Below are 18830 nucleotides of genomic sequence, written 5' to 3'. Positions count from 1 at the left end.
TCACTAGCGAAGAAAAGACCAACCATTAGAAGGATGCATTCAGGCCCACCGATACGGAGCGCGGAATGGGTACTTCCACAAAATCGAAGCCGCGCACGGCGTTGCTCTGGCCTGCTGCGTTTACTTCAGGGTCATAGCCCGAGTAGTCCGTAAACACGAGCAGATTACGGCCAGCCAGGGAAAGACGCAGGTCGCGCATACCCAGAAACTTGGGCGTGAGTAAGTAACTAGCCGAGGCCTCGCGCAGCTTTACAAAGGAGCCGTCTTCAATCCAGTTCTCGAAGATAGCAAACAGGGCAGTGCTGGTTCCCTTGGGTACTTCGCCGCGTAGTTCGGGCTCGTAGCCCGCCAGGGAGCCGTACAAATCCCGGTCGCCTACGCGCTTAGTGAAGTTGAATACATCAAAGTTCTGCTGGGTATCGAACTGTAGGCGTAGCGTTAGGCGGTTGTTGAGCAGGCTCACCTCGTTGATAAGAGACGCCACGTACTGCGGGTTAGGGTTGCCAATGACCTTGTTTAGAATAGTGCCGGAGGGCTGTCCATCGGCGGCGCGCTGGGGCGTGTTGGGCTGCCCATTAGTGCCTTGGATTCCTCGCTCGCGCTGGGGCAGGCCGGCCGGCGTGAGCAGCAGCGACCCATCGGGGTTGCGGGCAAAATACGTGCTGTAGTAGGTGCCCAGGGGCTGGCCTTCTACTGCCGCTACCTGCCCAAAGCCTTCGGCGAAAGTGAGCAGACCACCTGGAATGTCTGTAATGCGGTTGCGGTTGTGCGTGAAGGTGCCCGTGATGTTCCAGCGCACGGCGGGCGTCTGCACCGGCGTAGCGCGCACCAGCACCTCAATGCCCCGGTTGGTCATGTTGCCGATGTTTTCGAAGCGGCTGCTGAAGCCCGAGCTAAAGGCTAGGTCGCGCTGGAGCAGCAGGTCGTACACGCGCTTGTCAAAGTAGGAAACCTCGAAGCCCAGGCGGTCCTTGAGCAAGCTGGCATCAAAACCAAATTCAAACTCCGCCTGCCGCTCCGGGCCCAGGTCATTGTTGCCGCGCAGGGTGGCGGGCACCAGCCCTGGCAGTGTGCCCAGGGTAGAGGCATTATAGTTCGTGAACCGCTGGTAGGCGCCAATGCCCGTTTGGTTGCCCGTTTGGCCGTAGGAAGCCCGTAGTTTCAGTTGGGGTATGGCCTGGCTAAGGGCACCATCTTTCCAGAAGCTTTCCTCAGAAATAACGTAGGAGCCGCTCACCTTAGGGTAGAACTGCGTCCGGTTGCTGGGGCCAAATACCGATGAGGCATCAACCCGCGCCGCGCCAGTAAGAAACAAACGGTTGCCCAGCCCGAACGTTTGCTGCACAAAAGCACCCCGAATAACGCGCTCCTGCCGGGCTTCGGCTGGTACAATGGTGCCGCTGATAATCTCAATGAGTGGCGCCAGCTGGGTGGCCAGCAGACCCGTACTCACGGCTTGGTCGTATTGCAAGGTACCGCCGGCGGTGGTGGTGCTGGTTAGCCACTCGGCTAGGTCGCGGCGGTAGCTCAGGGTAAGGTCCTGGTTGACGAGGTAGGCGGTGCGGTCGGCGCGGCGGGAGTAGCCAGCGCCGTAGGAGGGCGTGGTGTTGCCCGGCGGAATGAAAGCCGTGCCTACCTGGGTGCTGGCGTCGTAGCCCAGCACATAGTCAATGGTGAAGCCGGCAAAGGGGGTAAAGTTCAACTGAGCATCGCCAATAAAACGGGAAGTCTGCTGCTGAAACTTAAAGCGGTTGATAGCTTCCAGAGGGTTCGTGCGCAGCACAATGGCTTGCGGAGAAGTGCTGGGGTAGCGCCCGGTAGCGGCATCGCGCTGGGGGTTGATGTAGTTGTTGGCGAAGATGAAGCCAGTAAGCGCCCCGTATGCCTCGTTGATACCACCGTTGGGGATTTCGTGGCTGCGGCTGAGCGTGTAGTTGGCCCCAACACTCAGGTTTACTTTGCTGCCTAGAGCCTGCTGCAGGCGCACGCGCCCCCCGCCCCGGTTAAAATCGGTGTTGTCTACAATGCCCTGATTGCGGAAATAATTACCGGAGGCGAAGTACTTGGTAGTCGTAGTACCACCCGTTACCGACACGTAGTTGTCGGTGCCTACGGCCGTGCGGAAGATGTCATCCTGGTAGTTGTACCGCGTTACAGCCTCCTGGGTCCGGTTCGCGTTGTCGGTGAGGTTGACGTAACGGAAGGGGTAGTCGTTGTAGTCGAGTTTCTTGCGCAGCTGCGACACCAAAAGCTGAGACGAAACCGTTACCTGAGTTTTGCCTTCTTTGCCGCGCTTGGTGAAAATCTGTACTACCCCGTTGGACGCCCGGGAACCATAAATGGCAGCTGCGGCGGCACCCTTAATCACCTCAATGCGCTCCACATCATTGGGGCTGATGTCAACCAAGCGGTTTTGGGCGTAGCCGCCCAGGTCCAGCAGCTGGGGCGAATCATTGTTGACAATCACGCCGTCCACGATGTAGAGCGGATCGGAGGAGCCTGCTACCGTACTAACTCCGCGCAGGCGTACCGAGATGCCGCCCGCGGGGTTACCGGAATTCTGGTTGATCTGCACACCCGCAAACTTGCCTTGCAGCGCTTGGTCTATCTGGGTAGGCACCGTAGCGCGTAGCTCGTCGCCACTCACCGTAGCAATGGTGTTGCCGAGCTGTTTCTTGCTAGTAGCCACCGAAATGCCCGTTACTACTACATCATTTAGCTGTACCAAGTCGTCTCGCAGGGATACTTCCGGCACTACCACGGTCGTCTCGCTGCCCAAAACCACTTGGCGGCGCTGGGGAGTGTAGCCCACGGAGCTGATTTCAAGCTGGTAAGTGCCTGCGCTGACCGTAGCCGTTAGCTCATAAGTACCCTCGCTAGTAGAGCTAGCGCCGAGCACTGTGTTTAGTAAGCGCACCGTAGCACCAGGCAGCGCCTCAGCCCGGGCATCGGTCACGCGGCCGCGAATGGTGTAACGGGTATTCTGAGCCGCAGCAGGTAGGCCTAGCCCCAGCAGCAGGAGCAAGACTACCCACTGCCAGCGGCCCCGACGCCCGATAAGGGAGTAGGCATGTGGCATAGACAAAGAGGATAGGAAGTGAAAAAAGAACGGCTCACTACCCTGCCTTAAGGCTTGGGCAGCAAGCCACTAAACATAGCGAAAAGAAGAGCTATTTGTATTTCTGCTATCCGTGTCCTGCTTATCCGGGCAAAGAAATCTTGCCCATGCTCACGGCCGGTACCCGCTGGCGGCCTGCTCCTAAGCTTACGGGTTGCCCTGCTACTGCCTCATTTGCCAGGAGCGCAAACAGGATAGCTTCCTTGGCATCGGGCAGGACACCGAGCTGCTGAGTGGTAGCGAAGCGGCAGGCCGGCAGCTGGCGGCGCAATGCTGCTTGTAAAGCCGGATTGTGGGCCCCTCCGCCACTGGCGTACACGGCCAAGGCTGGCTCGGACCCGAATACTTGCCGGGCGGCTTGGGCTACGCCCACGGCGCTTAGTTCTGTGAGGGTTGCTAGGGTATCAGCTAGGCCCAGGGTTAAGGTGTCACTGCGCTCTTGAGCTGACCGCAAGTAAGCTGGCCCGAATAGCTCCGGGCCGGTAGTTTTGGGTAGGGGAGCGGCGAAGAACGGGTGTGCTAGCAGCTCGGTTAGCAAACCTGCGTGCACCTGGCCCGCGCTAGCCAGGCGGCCATCTTCATCATAGGCTAGCATGGGGTGGTGGGCCCGTACTGTGGCATCCAGTAGCGTGTTGCCAGGGCCGGTGTCGGTACTGAATGCTGCGCTGGCATCTTGACCTGCACGAGGTAAGTACGTGAAGTTGGCGATACCTCCCAAGTTAAGCAGGAGGCGTTCTTCTTCCGTGCTACTCAGGAGCAGGTAGTCACCGTAGGCAGCTAATGGGGCTCCTTCACCGCCCGCAGCAATATGTTTTTGCCGGAAGTCGCTGAGGGTAATGATACCAGTGCGCACCGACACGTGGTCACCATCGCCAAGCTGCAAGGTAGCGTTGAGCGGAAAATCGGGGTGTTGGTGCTGGTGTTGAGGGGCGTGGTACACCGTTTGGCCATGGCTCGCTACTAGGTCTACTGCCGCTGGCGCTACCTGCCACTCCTGTAGGCATTGCAGAATCATGTCGCCGTGGAGTAGGCCCAGCCAGGGGTGAAGCAGGGTAAGGTATTCTAGGCTTACCTGTCCACCCGCAAATACTTCCCGAATACGGCGGCGCACCTCATTTGAGTAGGGCACAGTAGCGAAATGCTCCAACTCCAGCCTAGTAGCAGTACCGTGGCCGTGGAGGCGGCACAAGGCCACATCCAGCCCATCTAGTGATGTGCCCGACATCAGCCCCACTATGCGGCGGCTCGGTTGCTGAGCCATGCTATACAAGCGAGTGAGGTAGCTATTCATGAGGTGTTTTGTGCTGTTTACTACCTATTGCAGAGGTCCCAAATAAGGAGAAACATTTTTTGTACTCTTTATTGCTCAAAAGGTGCCTTTGCGCTGCATATAGGCAGTTTTGTAAGTGGCACTTATTGCGGTGCTCACGTGGTAAAGAAAACAAAAAAGCCCCGCTCTGAAAGGCGGGGCTCTTCAATATACTGCGGTAGGGTAAGCTACAGAATTTTCTTTCCAGCCATAGCTTGGCTGATGCTGATGTTCATTACGCGTTCGGCAAAGGGGCGCGTAAGCTCTTCCAGCTCGTCTACCGCTTTTAGAATGGTGTCCTTGTCTTGCGTAGTAAGGGCCTGCTTCAGCTTATCAACGCCCGCAGTGGTCTGCGTGATTTCCTCGGGGGTGAGGTGCTGCCCATTTTTCGCCACGAAGCGCTCCACTTGGTAAAGCATTTGTTCGGCCACAGTACGAGCCTCGATTACCATGCGGGCCGATACGTCCTCGCGGGCGTGGGTAAGCGAATCCATGAGCATCTGCTCCACCTGCTCATCGGTGAGGCCGTACTGGGGTTTTATTTCTACCTCCTGGCGCGTGTTGGAGCGCAGCTCAATGGCTTCTACCTTCAGAATACCGTCGGCATTCAGGATGAAGTTTACGTCTACCTTGGGTAAGCCGGCGGGCATGGCCGGAATACCCCGCAGGTCAAACTCGGCCAACTTGCGGTTTTCCTTCACCAGGTCCCGCTCGCCTTGGTACACCGATATTTTCAGGTTTACCTGTCCGTCCACGGAGGTCGTGTACTGACGGCCGGCCTTAGTGGGGATTTTCGAATTGCGCGGAATAATGGGGTCCATCAGCCCGCCTAGGGTTTCAATACCCAGGGTAAGCGGCGTTACATCCAGCAGTAGCACGTCGCGGCGGTTGCCCGCCAGAATGTCGGCCTGAATGGCGGCGCCCAAGGCCACCACTTCGTCTGGGTTCAGCGTGTTGTTGGCCGGCTGCTGGAAAAACGCCGATACCGAATCGTACACCAAAGGCACGCGGGTAGAGCCCCCTACTAACAGCACGGCGTCGAGGTCCTTCTGGGTGAGCTTGGCATCGGCCAAGGCTTGGCGGCACGATGCAATGGTGCGGTCTACCAATGGCTGCACAAGCTCGTTGAACTTGGCCTTTGTTAGTGGCAGCCGAGTGTCACCGAAAGCAGCCTCAAACGAGTCGTTGGTGCTGAGGTGACGCTTAGCCTGCTCGGCCAGTAGGCGCAACTGCTGCTGGGCTTCGGCGTTCTGGAACAGCACGGTAGCCAACTGATACTCGCCAGCCCAGTGGTTGATAATGGCGCGGTCGAGGTCATCGCCCCCCAGGTAGGTGTCGCCGTTGGTGCTCAGAACCTCAAAAATGCCCTGCTGAATGCGCAGAATGCTGATGTCGAAAGTACCGCCGCCCAAGTCGTACACGGCCACAGTCTTTTCCTCATCGGGCGAAAGGCCAATGCCGTAAGCCAGCGCGGCTGCCGTGGGCTCGTTCACGATGCGCAACACCTCCAAGCCAGCCAGGCGGCCGGCGTCGCGGGTGGCTTGGCGCTGGGAGTCGTTGAAGTAGGCCGGTACTGTAATAACGGCCTTATTCACGGGCGTTTTCAGAGCGTGCTCGGCGCGGGCGCGCAGTTCCTTCAAAATCTCGGCCGACAACTCAATGGGGGAGTAGAACTTCTCGCCTACCCGAATTTTCACCAGGCCCTCGGAGTTGTCGTCGATTACCTTGTAGCCCAGGTCGGCAGCATGCGTGCCCAAGTCCTGGTAGCTTTTGCCCAGCAGACGCTTCACCGAGTAGATGGTGTTTTGCGGGTCAGTAAGCAGATACTCCCGAGCTTCGGTACCTACAATAGGATCTTGGCCGGCCGGGAAGTGTACAATAGAGGGCACAATAGTACCACGCCCCTGGTCATTAATAGCCAAGGGGTGGCGAGTATCGGGGTGAATGTAGGCCACCAAAGAATTGGTAGTGCCCAAATCAATGCCTACAATGATTTCTTCCTGCTGGAGGCTTCCGGTGGAAAGATTGATTGCGACTTTAGCCATAGATGAAGAACGCGCCAGAGCGCGCAGACAAAGCGAATTAGGAAGGAGAGAGCCGCTATAACAGCTAGCCGGTCCGAAAGGCACAAAAGTAGCGAAGAAAAGTGCCCTCGGTGTCGGGCGGGCAAAGTGTTGAGGCTCGGCAGTTGTGCCAGGCGCTGGAGCCATTACTTCCAGGGGCGGTGCTACCCGCTACTATCCTTGCCAGATTTCAGGGCCCTGCGCTGGTTTTGGCGCGGCACTTCACCCATTGCGCTATGTGCTAAGGTGGCCTGTTGCGTGGGGTACATATACCGTTTTTTTGTTTTAGGCCTCTTAAATGCTGATTTTGGTCCGGCGAATGGTGCTGCCTACGTATGAAATATAAGTATTACTCTTCTGTGGGTATCTGGCGTCGATGGATGGGAGGGATACTTGCGAGTATGTTGCTGGCCGGTCTGAGTAACTGCCAATCATCGGCAGGCGAGGCCATTGCGGAGCAACAATCGGCTGTGCTGAGCGCCCGAGCTACTACCACCGATTCAGCCGTGGCGGTTGTGGAAGCTAGTCTGCCCGATTCTCTCCGCCTGACACCCATAGCGCCGCTGCCCAAGCTTCCCGACTCTGTTCGCCGGGCTGTGCAAAACCTCTACGCGCAGTTGGGGCCTGAAGCGGCGGGACTACGCCTGCCAGTGTTAGAGCGCGCTTGCGTAGGCTACCTTAATTTACGCCAAACGGGACGCGTGAGTCACCCTGGCGTGCTGGCTGTGGCTGATATGGACCTGCCTTCCTCTGAAAAACGACTCTGGGTGCTCGACCTAAACAAAGGCGAGGTACTGCAGCACAGCCACGTGGCGCACGGCCGCGGCTCGGGCCACTTACGGGCTGAGCACTTTTCCAACGTGATGAAATCGGCATGTACGGCGCTGGGCTTCTACCGCACGCAGGATACTTACCAGGGTAAGCACGGCCTTTCTCGCCGTCTCCGTGGCCTCGATGTTGGACAAAATGATAATGCCCTGCGTCGGTACGTGGTGCTGCACGCCGCCGACTACGTGAGTAAGCAGCACGTACAGCGCTACGGGCAGGCCGGGTACAGCCGGGGCTGCCCCGCCCTGCCGCCTGATCTATATCGCGCCATCATCCATGCCGTGGGGGAGGGAGGATGCCTCTACCTCAGCGGCCCCGGCCTGGAATCGAAGTGGCTAGATGGCGCCGTAGCTGCTCGGCAGTTCGCGACGCAGGGTTGGAAATAACTTTCTTATTTACTCATGTGGTCTCAATTGGATAACGATTCTAATTGGGTCTAATGCGGTATTTAGACTATTCGGTGAGAAGGCGTTGATTGGGAATGTTATTCGTAGCTAGTCAAGATTGTAAAAATCCTCACGTGCTGGATGTATATACATATTATATAAGTAGTTGCGTTTATTTTAATATAATAAGTTATAAAAATAATTAGAATAGTTAAAAATATGAATTAAACGGTTAATCGTGGTACGTACATACTTTATCGGGTGATTTATACTGTTCAGCTAAAAGGCAACTATCGTTTGATACTTTGGAATGTAAACCCTGTAGTTTTGAGTAGCATAATGGGATTAATATTCCCATTATGATCAAAATCGGCAAGTCGTTCCTTTGTTGCTTACGCAAGGCAGTAGGCAGCGAATGTGGCTGGAATCCACGCAAATTGGTAACAGACTTGGTTTTCAACAGATGCTTGCTCCCGTAACTACCACTCACTACATCAGCAGTGCGCAATCCAGTTTTGTCCAATAATGGGACAGATAGTACCACGCTCATAGTATCTGCGTCCATCTCCCAATAAGCTATTACCAACAAGCCTGCCTCCGGGCAAAAGATTGAGGCTGCTCCACGAGCCGTATTGCTGACAATCTACTTTTTCTGAGTTCTCGGGCTATGCTGGTATAGCCTCTCTGCACCTTATATCCTTTACACGAGTAAGCCCGCGCTATCCCAAAAGCTTGTGCTACTCTTCTCCTGCACATCCATTCAATGATTAAACTCTCTACTGTTTTGAGTGCGCTGCTGATGCTCTTTCTCAGCAGCTGCGCCTACGATAAGGCAGATGAAATAGCAGGCCCCAAGGTGCCATGTACTACTCCCGAGGTAGTTTCCTATAGCGCTTCCATCTCGCCTCTGCTAACCCAAAACTGTCGTAGCTGCCACAATTCGGTGCTCGTGACGGGTAGCGTCAACCTGGAAGACTTTTCTGTAATCCAGAAGTACATCCGCTCAGGCGAGCTGATGGGAAATGTAAAGCACCTGCCTGGCTATAATCCCATGCCGCAGGGAGGTAAGAAGCTGTCGGACTGTGATATTGAGCTGTTGCAAAAATGGGTAGATGCTGGCGCACCTAACAACTAAGGTAGGATGCACAGCTTGGTTCACTACCTCCGTTTACCCCTCTGTGGCCTGTTGCTTGTTATTGGAGGTATCTCCACCAGCCAGGCGCAGGGCAAATACATGACCCAAAAGGGAACGGTCAGCTTCTTTTCTAGTAGCATCCTGGAAGATATAGAAGCTCATACTGAGCAGGCTGCCGCAGTGGTAGATCTGCAAAGTCACCAAATAGCCTTTGTAATCCCCATCAAGTCGTTCCAGTTCAAGCGCACCCTCATGCAGGAGCACTTCAACGAGAACTACATGGAATCTGACCAGTTGCCAAAGTCAACCTTCAAGGGAAAAATACTAGACCTGGATGCCGCCGCCTTAGCTAAAGGCCAGTCGCAACGGGTGACAGTGGAGGGCGACTTGACGATTCATGGCATAACTAAGCACATGACCGTTGCCGGAGCTCTAGAGCAGCAAAAAGGCACACTCATGGTGAATGCCTATTTCAGCGTGGCTCCCGCCGATTATGGCATTGAGATTCCCCTGCTAGTACGTGAGAATATTGCCAAAATAGTAGGCATCAAGGTGGTGATGACGTGCGAGGCAGTATCACAGCTCACGGTTAAATAAATCCTGTTACGTGCAAGTAGCGCCGCTTTTTCGGCCCTTGTTACTGTCCGCTTTTGCTTTCTTTCTATGCAAACAATTTTTCCTCACTACCGAGGCTGGTTGGCCTCTTTCCTCGTGTTTCTGCTGGCTACCTGGGCCGCACCGGCCTGGGCTCAGGATGACCTGCTTGGGCAGCTGGAAAACCAGAAAACGCCCGTCACTACCCCAGAACCCGTAACGGCTACCTTCAAAAGCACCCGCCTGATTAGCGGCCACACGGTAGAAACGCCGGGCCAAGGGACTATGGTGTTTTTGATTTCGCACCGCTTTGGCACAATCAATAGTGGCGCCTATAACTTCTTCGGGCTCGATCAGGCTTCCATTCGCTTGGGCTTGGAGTATGCCCTCACGAATAAGCTAGAAATAGGTATTGGGCGTAGCTCCATCGAGAAAACGCTGGATGGCTTTGTGAAATACCGCGCCATCCGCCAAACGACAGGTAGCAAAATAATGCCGGTAAGCCTTACGCTGTTTGCCAGCTCGGCCATGAATATGCTGCGCGACGACCGGTCGTGGTATACGGTGCCGCGGCGCCTTACCTACTCTTACCAGGCCCTGATTGCGCGTAAGTTCAGCCCCAACCTGTCGTTGCAGCTGATGCCGACGCTGATTCACCGCAACTTGGTGCAGGACAATACGCAGTCGAATGACGTGTATGCCATTGGGGTTGGCGGCCGCCAGAAACTCACTAAGCGCACCTCCATCAACGCTGAGTACTACTACCTGGTACCAGGCACTATGCCCACTGGCGTGCGCAATGCCCTAGCGCTGGGCTTCGATATCGAAACCGGAGGACACATTTTTCAGCTGCACGTGACCAACTCGCAGGGTATGATTGAGAACCACTTTGTAGCCAATACCCGCGGCAACTTCTTTAACGGCGACATCTACTTCGGTTTCAACGTGAACCGCAACTTCACTATTCGGCCGAAAGAAGGCTTCCGCAAGTAGGCAGGCCCTTATCTCTACTATTCACCTCAACTTCTGACGCATGAACTTGAAAATTACTGCGCTTTGCCTACTTCTGACTGGTTCTGCCGCTATGGTGGCTTGCAAGAAGGAGGATGCAACTACCGCCTCCACTACCGATGCCGTGCAACTCACTGCCACTCTGGACGGCAAGCAGGAGGTAGGCCCTAACAACTCTACGGCTACCGGTGCCATGACTGGTAGTTACAACAAATCTACCCGGGTGCTAACCTATAGTGTCACCTACCAGGGCATTGCTCCAACCATGGGGCATATCCATCGGGGGGCAGCTGGCACTACTGGCGACCCCTTCCTGGCTTTCCAGAACGTCGCCTCTTCGCCTATCACCGGCACTTCCACGCTTTCAGAGGCTGATGCGGCCTTGCTGCTGGGTGGCCAAACCTACGTGAACCTGCACACTACCGCCTATCCAGGTGGTGAAATCCGGGGTAAAGTCACGCTGAAGTAGGTACGCCTCATCCTAGGCGCTTACTCGGGGCATTATGTTATTCAGTACTGTGAAAGGCAAACGTTTTCTACAAGCCAGCCTACTTCTGCTGGTGTTGCTGCTCATCTGGGGAAGCTGGGAGGAACCGGCGCTTCATCAGTATGTGCAGCCCGTAACTATACTTCAGTTGCAGGTTGAAGGATTACATACGCCTGCTCAGGTAGCCACCTCGCAGCAGGTAGCAGCTGTGCCGGGGGTAGCGGCGTGCGTTATCAACGCCCATACGCAGGTTGCTACCGTGCTTTTCCATGAAGCCGATGTTTCGGAGCAAGAGATAGAGCGAGTACTGTCGGTGGGTGGGGCTTTCCGGGTGACGCGCCCGATTACAGTGGCCCAGGCTCCTTCTGGCCGTCAGTGCCCGGTGCCCGCTAGCTACCTAGAAACCCTGGACCGGATTCGGTTCGCGTTCAATTTGCGGCGTCTTTTTATTACCGTCTGACCAACTCATACCGGCACTCGACTTCCTTTCGGCTTACATCATTACCTATTCTCTTTTCATTCACTCACCCTTTACCCTATGCACCTACCTCGACTCAACTTTGCTGCGGCATTGCTCCTGAGCAGCACGCTATTTTTCACTACAGCTTGCGGCTCGAAAGAAGATGAGCCAAAGCCAGAGCCCACCCTATACGAGCGGATGGGCGGCCTCAAAGGGGTAGAAGGATTCGTTGACGTGCTGATGGCTAACGTAGCGGCCGAAGCTAGTGCGCAAAATTCTTCTATGCTACGCACCCATACTCCTTTGCTCACCGACCCCGACAAGCCTGCCCGTTTGGCCCGCTTGCGTAACAACTTCATCAACCAAATAGGCGAAGCTACCGGCGGCCCACTGAAGTACACCGGCATGACCATGCTCTCGGCTCACAAAGGCATGATGATTACCGAGAAAGAGTGGTCGGTATGGCGCCAAGCTGCTGATGCCTCTATGGCCGCCAATAACCTCGGGGCCAAGGAAAAAGCAGAAATAGCTAAGATTTTGGATGATATGAAAGATGCAACGGTAGGTCATTAAGCCGACTTATCAGTAGCATGCCTAGAAAAAAGCCCCGCTGAAATATTTCAGCGGGGCTTTTCTATAAGCTGCAAAACGAGCTAGGTTTATTTTACTACTACCTTACGGCTCAGGCCCAGCTCGGGTACATGCAGTTGGTATACGCCCGCCGGTAGGGGCCTGCCGATAGTTAGGCGTTGCTCGGTAGAGCCGGGATAGAGGCGCACGCGCTGCTCATGCACCCGGCGGCCCGTGAGGTCTAGCAGGCACAACGTGGCCGTTACATCCCGCGGTAACTGGAGCACTACATCAATGCGGTCGGCGCTGGTGGGGTTCGGATACACGGTGAGGTCGGTGCCCGTTACCTCGGCTTGTCGGGTGGCCGTAACGGTGCTTTCGCGCAGGGCCGTCGTGCTCAGCACGTCAGGTGCGGTGTACGTGGCTTTAATGAAAGCGCGCTGTGCAGGGTTGGTTGCTACAGCGTTTTTGGCGCGAAGCGTAATCCAACCGGTGGCTGTGGGAGTATAGGTAGCGGTGAGCGTGCCAGTGCCGGTTTTGCTGCTGAGCACGGTGCCGCTGGCATTCACCAGTTCTACAGCCAAGCTGCGGGTAGCATCCGTCGGAAAGAGGTTGTAGGTCACTGCCTTGCCAGAAGCTACGTAAATGCGGCCTGCCGTGCGGTAGGCTGTGGAGGAAGCTGGCAGTTGCCCGCCCTGCTTCAACGATGAAGCGTGCGAATCACCCAAGTCATCGGCTAGTTCCCACTCTTGGGTAGTAGCCAGGGCCGGGCGGGTGTAGTTAGTGCCGGTGCCCGTAGGTGCCCACACCGAGTAGCCCCGGCGCCCTCCGGCAGCTGTGCCGTTGCACGGTGGGGTATTAATTGTTACAGTTTGTGCGCTGCTCACCGTCACGGTGGCCGTGCCGTTGGCTCCCGAATAGTCTTTCAGCACGGTGCCCGCTGGAAAGTCGCAGGAAACCGTGTTGTTCTGCCAAGCCGAGAAATTGTCGTTGATGCCAACGATGGCCTTAGTGCTGCGCTCAATCACTAGGTGGTCGGCAGCTTGGTAGCGCACCTTATAAGCACCGTCCTTAAAGCGTAGATTTTGGTGGCACCAGATTAGGTTATTCAGATCATCCCGTACGGGTAGGTCGGTAGTGCTGGTGGGTTGGTGCGAATACCGTTTGCTGGTGCTGCCTACGTTAAAGAGGTCTTCAAAGAAAATTTGCGGAGACCCATCTACCACCAGTGCGGCCGCATACGCCGCCGACAACCGCGGGTCGAACGGGTCGATGTGGGGTGCTAGCTCCGAGCCGGTATTCCAGCCGGTATAGTTGCCGTTGGCATCGGTAGTAGGGCGGAAGGTATCGTGGTTATTCACGAAGGGCACTGTGCGATGCACATACTGCCCATTGATTTGCATCACCCGCGCGCCCTGCTGGTAGCCGGGCAAGGAGCCCAGGTCGAAGTTGCCGCCCCCGCTAATGATGTTGTAAAGGCCATTGCGCAGGGAGAAATCGAAGGTGCCGGCGCGGTTCTGCACGTTGGCCACCCATCCGTCCATCTGGCTGCCAGAGCCAACCCACTCGCCTACGGCATACATGGTAGCGCCGCCAGAGGCCCAGCCCGCGTTGCTTTGCAAATTGTACAGGAAATCCTCGGAGGCAAAATCTGGGAAATGCTTTACGGCATCCATGCGTACGCCGTCGAAGCCTTCCTGCTTCTTGTACCACACCAGCCAGTCGCGCACGCCATTGCGCATGTAGTCGGCGCCTTGGGTAGGGTTGAAGGTAGCGTTGGAGCTTTGGCCGTAGGAGCCATTATAGTAGCTCACATCGGGTCCGAAAAATACAGCATTCCAGTCGCCGGAAGTGGAGTTGTTGCCGGGGTTGGGGTTGAAGTTCTGCCAATTCTTGGCAAAGCGGCCGTTGCGAGCTAAGTAGTTGGGGGCATCCTCCGCAGTAGCCGGCCTGCTGTAGCTCACATAGCGGAAGTTTTTGTAGCGGCTGGTGGAGCCGTCCTCCCACGCCGCCGGGTCTTGGCCGCCCGCCCCCGATTGAGAGCCGGCCCCATCGTTATGGTTCAGCACAATGTCCTGCACCACCTCAATGCCATTGGCGTGCAGCACGGCCACGGCGCGTAGTAGTTCATCCTTGGTGCCTAGGCGCGTGGCCAGGAAGCCCTTCTGGTATTTATCGCCCAGGTCGTAGTTGTCGAAGGGCGAATAGCCGTTGCCTTGGTTGCCATTCTTGATGCTCGGCGGTAGCCATACCGCGTCAATGCCCATGGCTTTCAGGCGCGGAGCCAGTAGGGCAATATAATTGGCCCAGCCATTGGGGTAATTTGAATTCCAGTAGTCCCACCAATATCCTTGGAGAACAACCTTTTGCGCTTGAGCGGGCTGGCCGCCCAGTACAAGCAAAGCTGCCGCAGCAAGCGTTAGCTTGCGCAGCCAATTTGTAGAAATGTGCATGTGGGAATTGGGAAAACTGGGGTGAAAAAGAAAGGTAGACAGAGCGGAGACAAGGCCGAAAGGAAGCTTCGGCACAGAACGGATGCAGCTAAAATAGAAGGTAAAAGGGCAAGGGCTGCTGCTTTCACACGTTTTATATTTCCGTCGGTAGGTTTGCTGCCATCCCGGGCAAGCAGCCCAGGGAATTTATTAAGTGGTAGCTATGTTCTATAGGCTGAGTAATCGTTGCCTGTGGGCGCATCTGTTGTTTGGATGCGTGCGTATAGGATACTCAACACCATAGGCTTTCTGCGTGCAGAAAGCCGCCAACCACCGAAAAACACCCCAAGTCGATGGAAAATCAGAGTGTCGTTCGTCGTCAGCGCTTGAAGCGCCGCGCCCGTCGGGCCCTGCGCCGGATGTTACCGTTCGTGGCCTCGTTGTTCTTGGCTACTCCGCTGGCATCACCCGTGACAAAGTCGCGGGCCGCTACTCCTGGGTCCGAGGTTCGGATGCCATCGGCTCCCGTTACCCCGATTGCACAGTTCGATCAGCGTATGCATGACCTCTACCGCGACTTGCAGGTAGAGCAGCAGGGACTGCGCTACGAGGTGTTCGAAAAGGCTATGACTGGCTATCTTAACCTAGAGCAGGCTGGGAAGCTAGGCGAAAAACAACTGCTGACGGTAGTTGACTTTGGTCTGCCTTCCACTGAAAAGCGCTTGTGGGTACTCGATATTGCTGCTAAGCAAGTGAAGTTCCACACGCTAGTAGCGCACGGCCACAATTCGGGCGAAAACATGGCGACCAACTTCTCCAATGAGAATGAGTCGAACATGAGCAGCTTGGGCTTTTATGTTACTCAAGGTGAGTATGTAGGCAAGCACGGACGTTCGTTGAAGCTCGCGGGCCTGGACGAAGGGTATAACACCAACGCCCAGATGCGTTCAGTAGTAATGCACGGCGCCGACTACGTGAGCGAGGACTTTATTCGTCAGTACGGCCGTTTGGGTCGTAGCCTGGGTTGCCCTGCTCTACCCATGGACCAGAAAGACGCCATCATTGAAACCGTAGGCGGTAATACTTGCCTGTTCCTCAACGGCCCCGATGCTACTTACTCTTCTAAGTATCTTAACCAGGACGTGGCTATGAATACCCTCATCGGCAGCAATAGCTAACCCCCTCAATTAGTTGCTGTTCCAGTGATAATGAAACGTCACTAGCCAATAGCATTGCAAAACGCCATCTCAGGTATAGCTGCACATTCGCGCTATACTTAGGATGGCGTTTTGCAATGCTAGGCTGTGGTACAACAGAATAAGTGGGAGCTTATTCTGTTGAGGCAGCTTATAGCTTCATGCCAAACTTAGCGCCCACTGATTCCAGATCTTGTAGCACGGGTTCGAGGAGCGGAATGCCTTCGAGGAGCCGAACTACGGACATTTCGCGCTCTGGGTCGCCCGGAATAAGGACGTGCTGACCTTCCGTGGCACGTGCTTCCCGGAAGGTAGTAATCCAGTTATCCATATGGGCCTTGAACTCGGTAGCGGGCCGGAAGGCATCTACGCGCATGGCCCCGAAGAAGTGGCCTAATCCCTGTCCAACAGGGTTCTCGGAAGGCTGCAAGAAGGCTACGAAGGGCGGCACCCAGGGGCCATAGTTAGCACCGCTCAGCACTGCCGAGAAGATGTCCACTACTGCTCCCAGGCCATAGCCCTTGTGGGAGCCCGTAGCACCGCCCAGGGGCAGCAAAGCCCCTCCGTTCTTCACGGCATTGGGGTCCGTAGATCCCAGGCCTTCGGCTGTTTGGGCCCATCCTTCGGGAATAGGGATGTTCTTCCGCTGGGCTATTTCGAGCTTGCCATTTGCCGCAGTAGTCGTTGCCATGTCGAGCACGAAATCAGGCTGGTTGCCAGCGGGAACGGCCACGGCAATGGGGTTGGTACCCAGCAGGCGCTCTAAGGAATACGTAGGCGCCACCAGCGGCGAAGCATTCGTCATGGCGATGCCAATCATGTCGTGGGCCAATGCCTTCATGGCATGGTAGCCAGCAATGCCGAAATGGTTGGAGTTCTTCACCGACACCCAGCCCGTGCCTACCTGTCGCGCCTTTTCCATGGCTACCTGCATGGCCTTAGGGCCTACTACTAAGCCTAGTCCACCATCGCCATCTACCACAGCCGTGCTAGGCGTTTCGTACGTGACGCCTACCCGGGGCGTAGCGTTGATGCGGCCCGCTTCCCACAGGCGCACATACCCGATAAGGCGTGCTACCCCGTGGGAGTCAATGCCACGCAGGTCAGCGGAAAGTAAAGTTTCAGTGGCTAGGGTAGCATCTTCCTCCGGGCAGCCCATGCCACGGAAAACCGATTCGGCGAAGGCAAAAAGCTGGGTGTAAGGTATGGTAGTCGTCATGAGGTAAAGTAGAAGGCGTGTGAGGTAGCCTACCCCTGGGGCAAAGCCATAGAGGGTAGACTGCATTTCGCCCCAAACTTACGTTTACCGTCGCTCTTACTGCTGCTGTTGTTGCTGTTGCTGTTCCCAGGTCACGTACTTGCGATAGGAGTTCACGGGCACAATAGGCACCTTGGCTTCCTGCACATACACGGGCTCTTCAAAGAGAGGCTCCTGGGTGTCGGCTTCTCCGTTTTCAATGTGCACCGATACGGTGAGGGTATGAGCGCCGGTACCTTTGTACGTGCCTTTGATAGGAGTGCAGTCGGAAAAGTGGCGGCCCAGGGCCATGCGTACATGGCCGTCGTTCACAATGCAGTTGTTGGTGGGGTCTAGGCCCAGCCAACCATAGAATGGAATGTAGGCTTCAACCCACGCATGAGTAGCGCCCGTACCGCGCATGCCTTCCTGCTTGGGGCACACGTAGCCGCTCACGTAGCGGGCCGGAATGCCCGTGAGGCGTAGCATATACAGCAGCATGTGGGCAAAATCCTGGCACACACCAGCTCGTAGCCGCCAGATTTCCTCCGTGGGAGTTTCCACGTTGGTCACGCCTTGCTCGTACTGGAAATGGTCGTACACGTACTCCGACAGCACCAGGGCGTTTTTCAGTGGCTTCTCATGCTGGTCGGTTACGCTCTGCAATACTTCATAAATCTCCTGCTGAAGTGGGGAAGGGTCGGGCGTCAGAAAGTCGATGAAAGCCGCATCCTGGTGCAAGGAAGCTAGGTGGTGCCACTGCTGCTCGGCCGCTTCCTCGTCCATGGGAAATTGAATGGGGGAGGTAATAACTTCCAGGTTCGATTCAATCAGTAACTCATTGTGAGGCTTAATGATGGTAAATACCCCAATCTTGTTGCCAAAGTAGTCAGTGAAAAATGCAAGCTCCGGATCGGATGATACCACTACTTCGTGGCGCTTCACTTCTAGACGCTCATCTTCCAGCGGGTAAATCATGAGCTGGTTGGCGCAGTCGATAACCGGGGCAGCGTAGGTGTAGCGCGTAAGATGCTTGATGGTGTAGGAAGGCATAGCTGTTAGCGTTAGCTGTGGCCGAAATAGTAGGTATTCAGTGCCGCCGAAATATCGAGCAGCTCGGCCCGCGTTTGGCGCAAAAACTGGTCGAGTTGGGCGCTGTCATCCGTGTTCAGGGTACTGTACGCCACGCTGTTCTTCGCCTTGCCAATGAGAAAGTGCACCTTGCTGTAGCTTTCGGGCGGGCTTTTGTCCTTCAGCCGTTCGCAGTGGCGCATTAGCTGGCGCAGGCTGTACGCCAGCGAGTGCGGAAAGTCGGTCTCGTACACAATCATTTGCAGGGCATTAGTTGGGGTAAGAACGCCCTTGTAGGTTTTGGCGTACAGCTCGTGTCCGTACAGGCCGTACAGCACGTGGCGCAACTCCGGCGCGCCCATTGGGTAGTGGTGCTCTACTACGAAGTGACTAAGGTTGAGGCGCAGCACATCAGTGGTTTGCAGAGCCCGCTCCAAAAACTTACCCAGGCTCAAAAACACGTAGCCTTCATCGCGCGGCATAGTGTGCTGCACAGTGCCCGCAAACAGCATTCCTTGCTTCACCAGCACATCCAGGCCCGAAACAGGGTCTTCGGAGGTGGCTTGCTGCACTAGCTCGGCCTGGCGAATAGTGTGGTAGTACTCGTTTAGGCTCTGCCACACTTCCTTAGTAATGTGGTCCTGCACAGCCCGAGCATTTTCGCGGGCCTGCATAATGTTATTGTAGGCTGACACGCCGTTGGCCTTATCGAAAACCAGATGGGTAAGCACGCGGCTGGTGTCCTGAAGCGCGGTGCGGATTTCCTCCGGGGTAAGGTCGCCGAAGGTGTGTAGCAGTGGCTCCCAGCCTCGGTAGTGGGGTTCTTCCTGGGAGAAAATGTAGCTCGTGCGAATCACCTGCAACATGGCTTGCGTGCGCTCCATGTAACGAGCCAGCCAATAAATAGTGTCAGCAACGCGACTCAGCATAAAG

Annotated in this window: 15 protein-coding genes; 8 read left to right on the top strand and 7 right to left on the bottom strand. The window is 55.8% G+C overall.

Annotated features, from left to right (window positions below; translation table 11 throughout):
• Positions 1-25 precede the first annotated feature (25 nt).
• From CHB83_RS06560 to hscA, 3 genes are all read right to left on the bottom strand, one after another.
• Positions 26-3079: a SusC/RagA family TonB-linked outer membrane protein gene (locus tag CHB83_RS06560; RefSeq protein ID WP_089332070.1), complete on the bottom strand. Its 3054-nt coding sequence runs from the start codon at positions 3077-3079 to the stop codon at positions 26-28.
• 121 nt (positions 3080-3200) lie between these two features.
• On the bottom strand, positions 3201-4409 hold the full coding sequence (locus CHB83_RS06555) for an anhydro-N-acetylmuramic acid kinase (RefSeq protein WP_089332069.1): 1209 nt from the start codon (positions 4407-4409) through the stop codon (positions 3201-3203).
• 206 nt (positions 4410-4615) lie between these two features.
• The gene (gene hscA, locus CHB83_RS06550; RefSeq protein WP_089332068.1) at positions 4616-6472 is read right to left on the bottom strand and encodes a Fe-S protein assembly chaperone HscA; all 1857 of its coding nucleotides are present in this window, start codon (positions 6470-6472) and stop codon (positions 4616-4618) included.
• A 353-nt stretch (positions 6473-6825) separates the two neighbouring features.
• Here hscA and CHB83_RS06545 point away from each other — a divergent pair, with 353 nt between their 5' ends.
• From CHB83_RS06545 to CHB83_RS06515, 7 genes are all read left to right on the top strand, one after another.
• Complete coding sequence (locus CHB83_RS06545; RefSeq protein ID WP_089332067.1) at positions 6826-7704, top strand: murein L,D-transpeptidase catalytic domain family protein; 879 nt, start codon at positions 6826-6828, stop codon at positions 7702-7704.
• A gap of 763 nt (positions 7705-8467) precedes the next feature.
• Positions 8468-8839: a hypothetical protein gene (locus tag CHB83_RS06540; protein ID WP_089332066.1), complete on the top strand. Its 372-nt coding sequence runs from the start codon at positions 8468-8470 to the stop codon at positions 8837-8839.
• A 6-nt stretch (positions 8840-8845) separates the two neighbouring features.
• On the top strand, positions 8846-9436 hold the full coding sequence (locus tag CHB83_RS06535) for a YceI family protein (RefSeq protein WP_045688483.1): 591 nt from the start codon (positions 8846-8848) through the stop codon (positions 9434-9436).
• Between the two features lie 66 nt (positions 9437-9502).
• Entirely contained in the window at positions 9503-10426 is a 924-nt protein-coding gene (locus tag CHB83_RS06530; RefSeq protein WP_055562438.1) for a DUF5777 family beta-barrel protein, read from the top strand.
• A 40-nt stretch (positions 10427-10466) separates the two neighbouring features.
• A complete protein-coding gene (locus CHB83_RS06525; RefSeq protein ID WP_052695195.1) occupies positions 10467-10913 on the top strand; it encodes a CHRD domain-containing protein in 447 nt (148 codons plus the stop codon).
• Between the two features lie 34 nt (positions 10914-10947).
• Positions 10948-11391 (top strand): heavy-metal-associated domain-containing protein, encoded by a 444-nt coding sequence (locus tag CHB83_RS06520; protein ID WP_089332065.1) that lies wholly within the window; start codon positions 10948-10950, stop codon positions 11389-11391.
• 78 nt (positions 11392-11469) lie between these two features.
• Positions 11470-11964 (top strand): globin domain-containing protein, encoded by a 495-nt coding sequence (locus tag CHB83_RS06515; protein WP_045688486.1) that lies wholly within the window; start codon positions 11470-11472, stop codon positions 11962-11964.
• An 86-nt stretch (positions 11965-12050) separates the two neighbouring features.
• Here the strand turns inward: CHB83_RS06515 and CHB83_RS06510 are convergent, their stop codons facing one another.
• The gene (locus CHB83_RS06510) at positions 12051-14414 is read right to left on the bottom strand and encodes an alpha-amylase family glycosyl hydrolase (RefSeq protein ID WP_089332064.1); all 2364 of its coding nucleotides are present in this window, start codon (positions 14412-14414) and stop codon (positions 12051-12053) included.
• A gap of 332 nt (positions 14415-14746) precedes the next feature.
• On the opposite strand from CHB83_RS06510, the gene CHB83_RS06505 reads away from it, so the two are divergent.
• Positions 14747-15571 (top strand): murein L,D-transpeptidase catalytic domain family protein, encoded by an 825-nt coding sequence (locus CHB83_RS06505; protein WP_089332063.1) that lies wholly within the window; start codon positions 14747-14749, stop codon positions 15569-15571.
• Between the two features lie 169 nt (positions 15572-15740).
• Here the strand turns inward: CHB83_RS06505 and CHB83_RS06500 are convergent, their stop codons facing one another.
• The 3 genes from CHB83_RS06500 to CHB83_RS06490 all read right to left on the bottom strand — a co-directional run bounded on the left by CHB83_RS06500 (position 15741) and on the right by CHB83_RS06490 (position 18826).
• The gene (locus CHB83_RS06500; protein WP_089332062.1) at positions 15741-16808 is read right to left on the bottom strand and encodes an Ldh family oxidoreductase; all 1068 of its coding nucleotides are present in this window, start codon (positions 16806-16808) and stop codon (positions 15741-15743) included.
• Between the two features lie 96 nt (positions 16809-16904).
• Positions 16905-17879, bottom strand: coding sequence for a transglutaminase family protein (locus CHB83_RS06495; protein WP_045688490.1), 975 nt, complete (start codon positions 17877-17879; stop codon positions 16905-16907).
• 11 nt (positions 17880-17890) lie between these two features.
• The gene (locus tag CHB83_RS06490) at positions 17891-18826 is read right to left on the bottom strand and encodes an alpha-E domain-containing protein (RefSeq protein WP_045688491.1); all 936 of its coding nucleotides are present in this window, start codon (positions 18824-18826) and stop codon (positions 17891-17893) included.
• Positions 18827-18830: the final 4 nt, after the last annotated feature.

Source organism: Hymenobacter mucosus (assembly GCF_900188255.1).
Classification (GTDB): Bacteria; Bacteroidota; Bacteroidia; order Cytophagales; family Hymenobacteraceae; genus Hymenobacter; species Hymenobacter mucosus.
Note: the sequence above shows the minus strand (reverse complement) of the source record. Positions and strands in the feature narration are given on the sequence as shown.

What these genes read in the sequence shown, in the direction of transcription:
- CHB83_RS06555 (WP_089332069.1), bottom strand. Translation starts at nt 4,409, where the DNA reads ATGAATAGCTACCTCACTCGCTTGTATAGCATGGCTCAGCAACCGAGC.
- CHB83_RS06535 (WP_045688483.1), top strand. Translation starts at nt 8,846, where the DNA reads ATGCACAGCTTGGTTCACTACCTCCGTTTACCCCTCTGTGGCCTGTTG.
- CHB83_RS06515 (WP_045688486.1), top strand. Translation starts at nt 11,470, where the DNA reads ATGCACCTACCTCGACTCAACTTTGCTGCGGCATTGCTCCTGAGCAGC.
- CHB83_RS06505 (WP_089332063.1), top strand. Translation starts at nt 14,747, where the DNA reads ATGGAAAATCAGAGTGTCGTTCGTCGTCAGCGCTTGAAGCGCCGCGCC.
- CHB83_RS06560 (WP_089332070.1), bottom strand. Translation starts at nt 3,079, where the DNA reads ATGCCACATGCCTACTCCCTTATCGGGCGTCGGGGCCGCTGGCAGTGG.
- CHB83_RS06530 (WP_055562438.1), top strand. Translation starts at nt 9,503, where the DNA reads ATGCAAACAATTTTTCCTCACTACCGAGGCTGGTTGGCCTCTTTCCTC.
- hscA (WP_089332068.1), bottom strand. Translation starts at nt 6,472, where the DNA reads ATGGCTAAAGTCGCAATCAATCTTTCCACCGGAAGCCTCCAGCAGGAA.
- CHB83_RS06525 (WP_052695195.1), top strand. Translation starts at nt 10,467, where the DNA reads ATGAACTTGAAAATTACTGCGCTTTGCCTACTTCTGACTGGTTCTGCC.
- CHB83_RS06510 (WP_089332064.1), bottom strand. Translation starts at nt 14,414, where the DNA reads ATGCACATTTCTACAAATTGGCTGCGCAAGCTAACGCTTGCTGCGGCA.
- CHB83_RS06540 (WP_089332066.1), top strand. Translation starts at nt 8,468, where the DNA reads ATGATTAAACTCTCTACTGTTTTGAGTGCGCTGCTGATGCTCTTTCTC.
- CHB83_RS06545 (WP_089332067.1), top strand. Translation starts at nt 6,826, where the DNA reads ATGAAATATAAGTATTACTCTTCTGTGGGTATCTGGCGTCGATGGATG.
- CHB83_RS06500 (WP_089332062.1), bottom strand. Translation starts at nt 16,808, where the DNA reads ATGACGACTACCATACCTTACACCCAGCTTTTTGCCTTCGCCGAATCG.
- CHB83_RS06490 (WP_045688491.1), bottom strand. Translation starts at nt 18,826, where the DNA reads ATGCTGAGTCGCGTTGCTGACACTATTTATTGGCTGGCTCGTTACATG.
- CHB83_RS06520 (WP_089332065.1), top strand. Translation starts at nt 10,948, where the DNA reads ATGTTATTCAGTACTGTGAAAGGCAAACGTTTTCTACAAGCCAGCCTA.
- CHB83_RS06495 (WP_045688490.1), bottom strand. Translation starts at nt 17,879, where the DNA reads ATGCCTTCCTACACCATCAAGCATCTTACGCGCTACACCTACGCTGCC.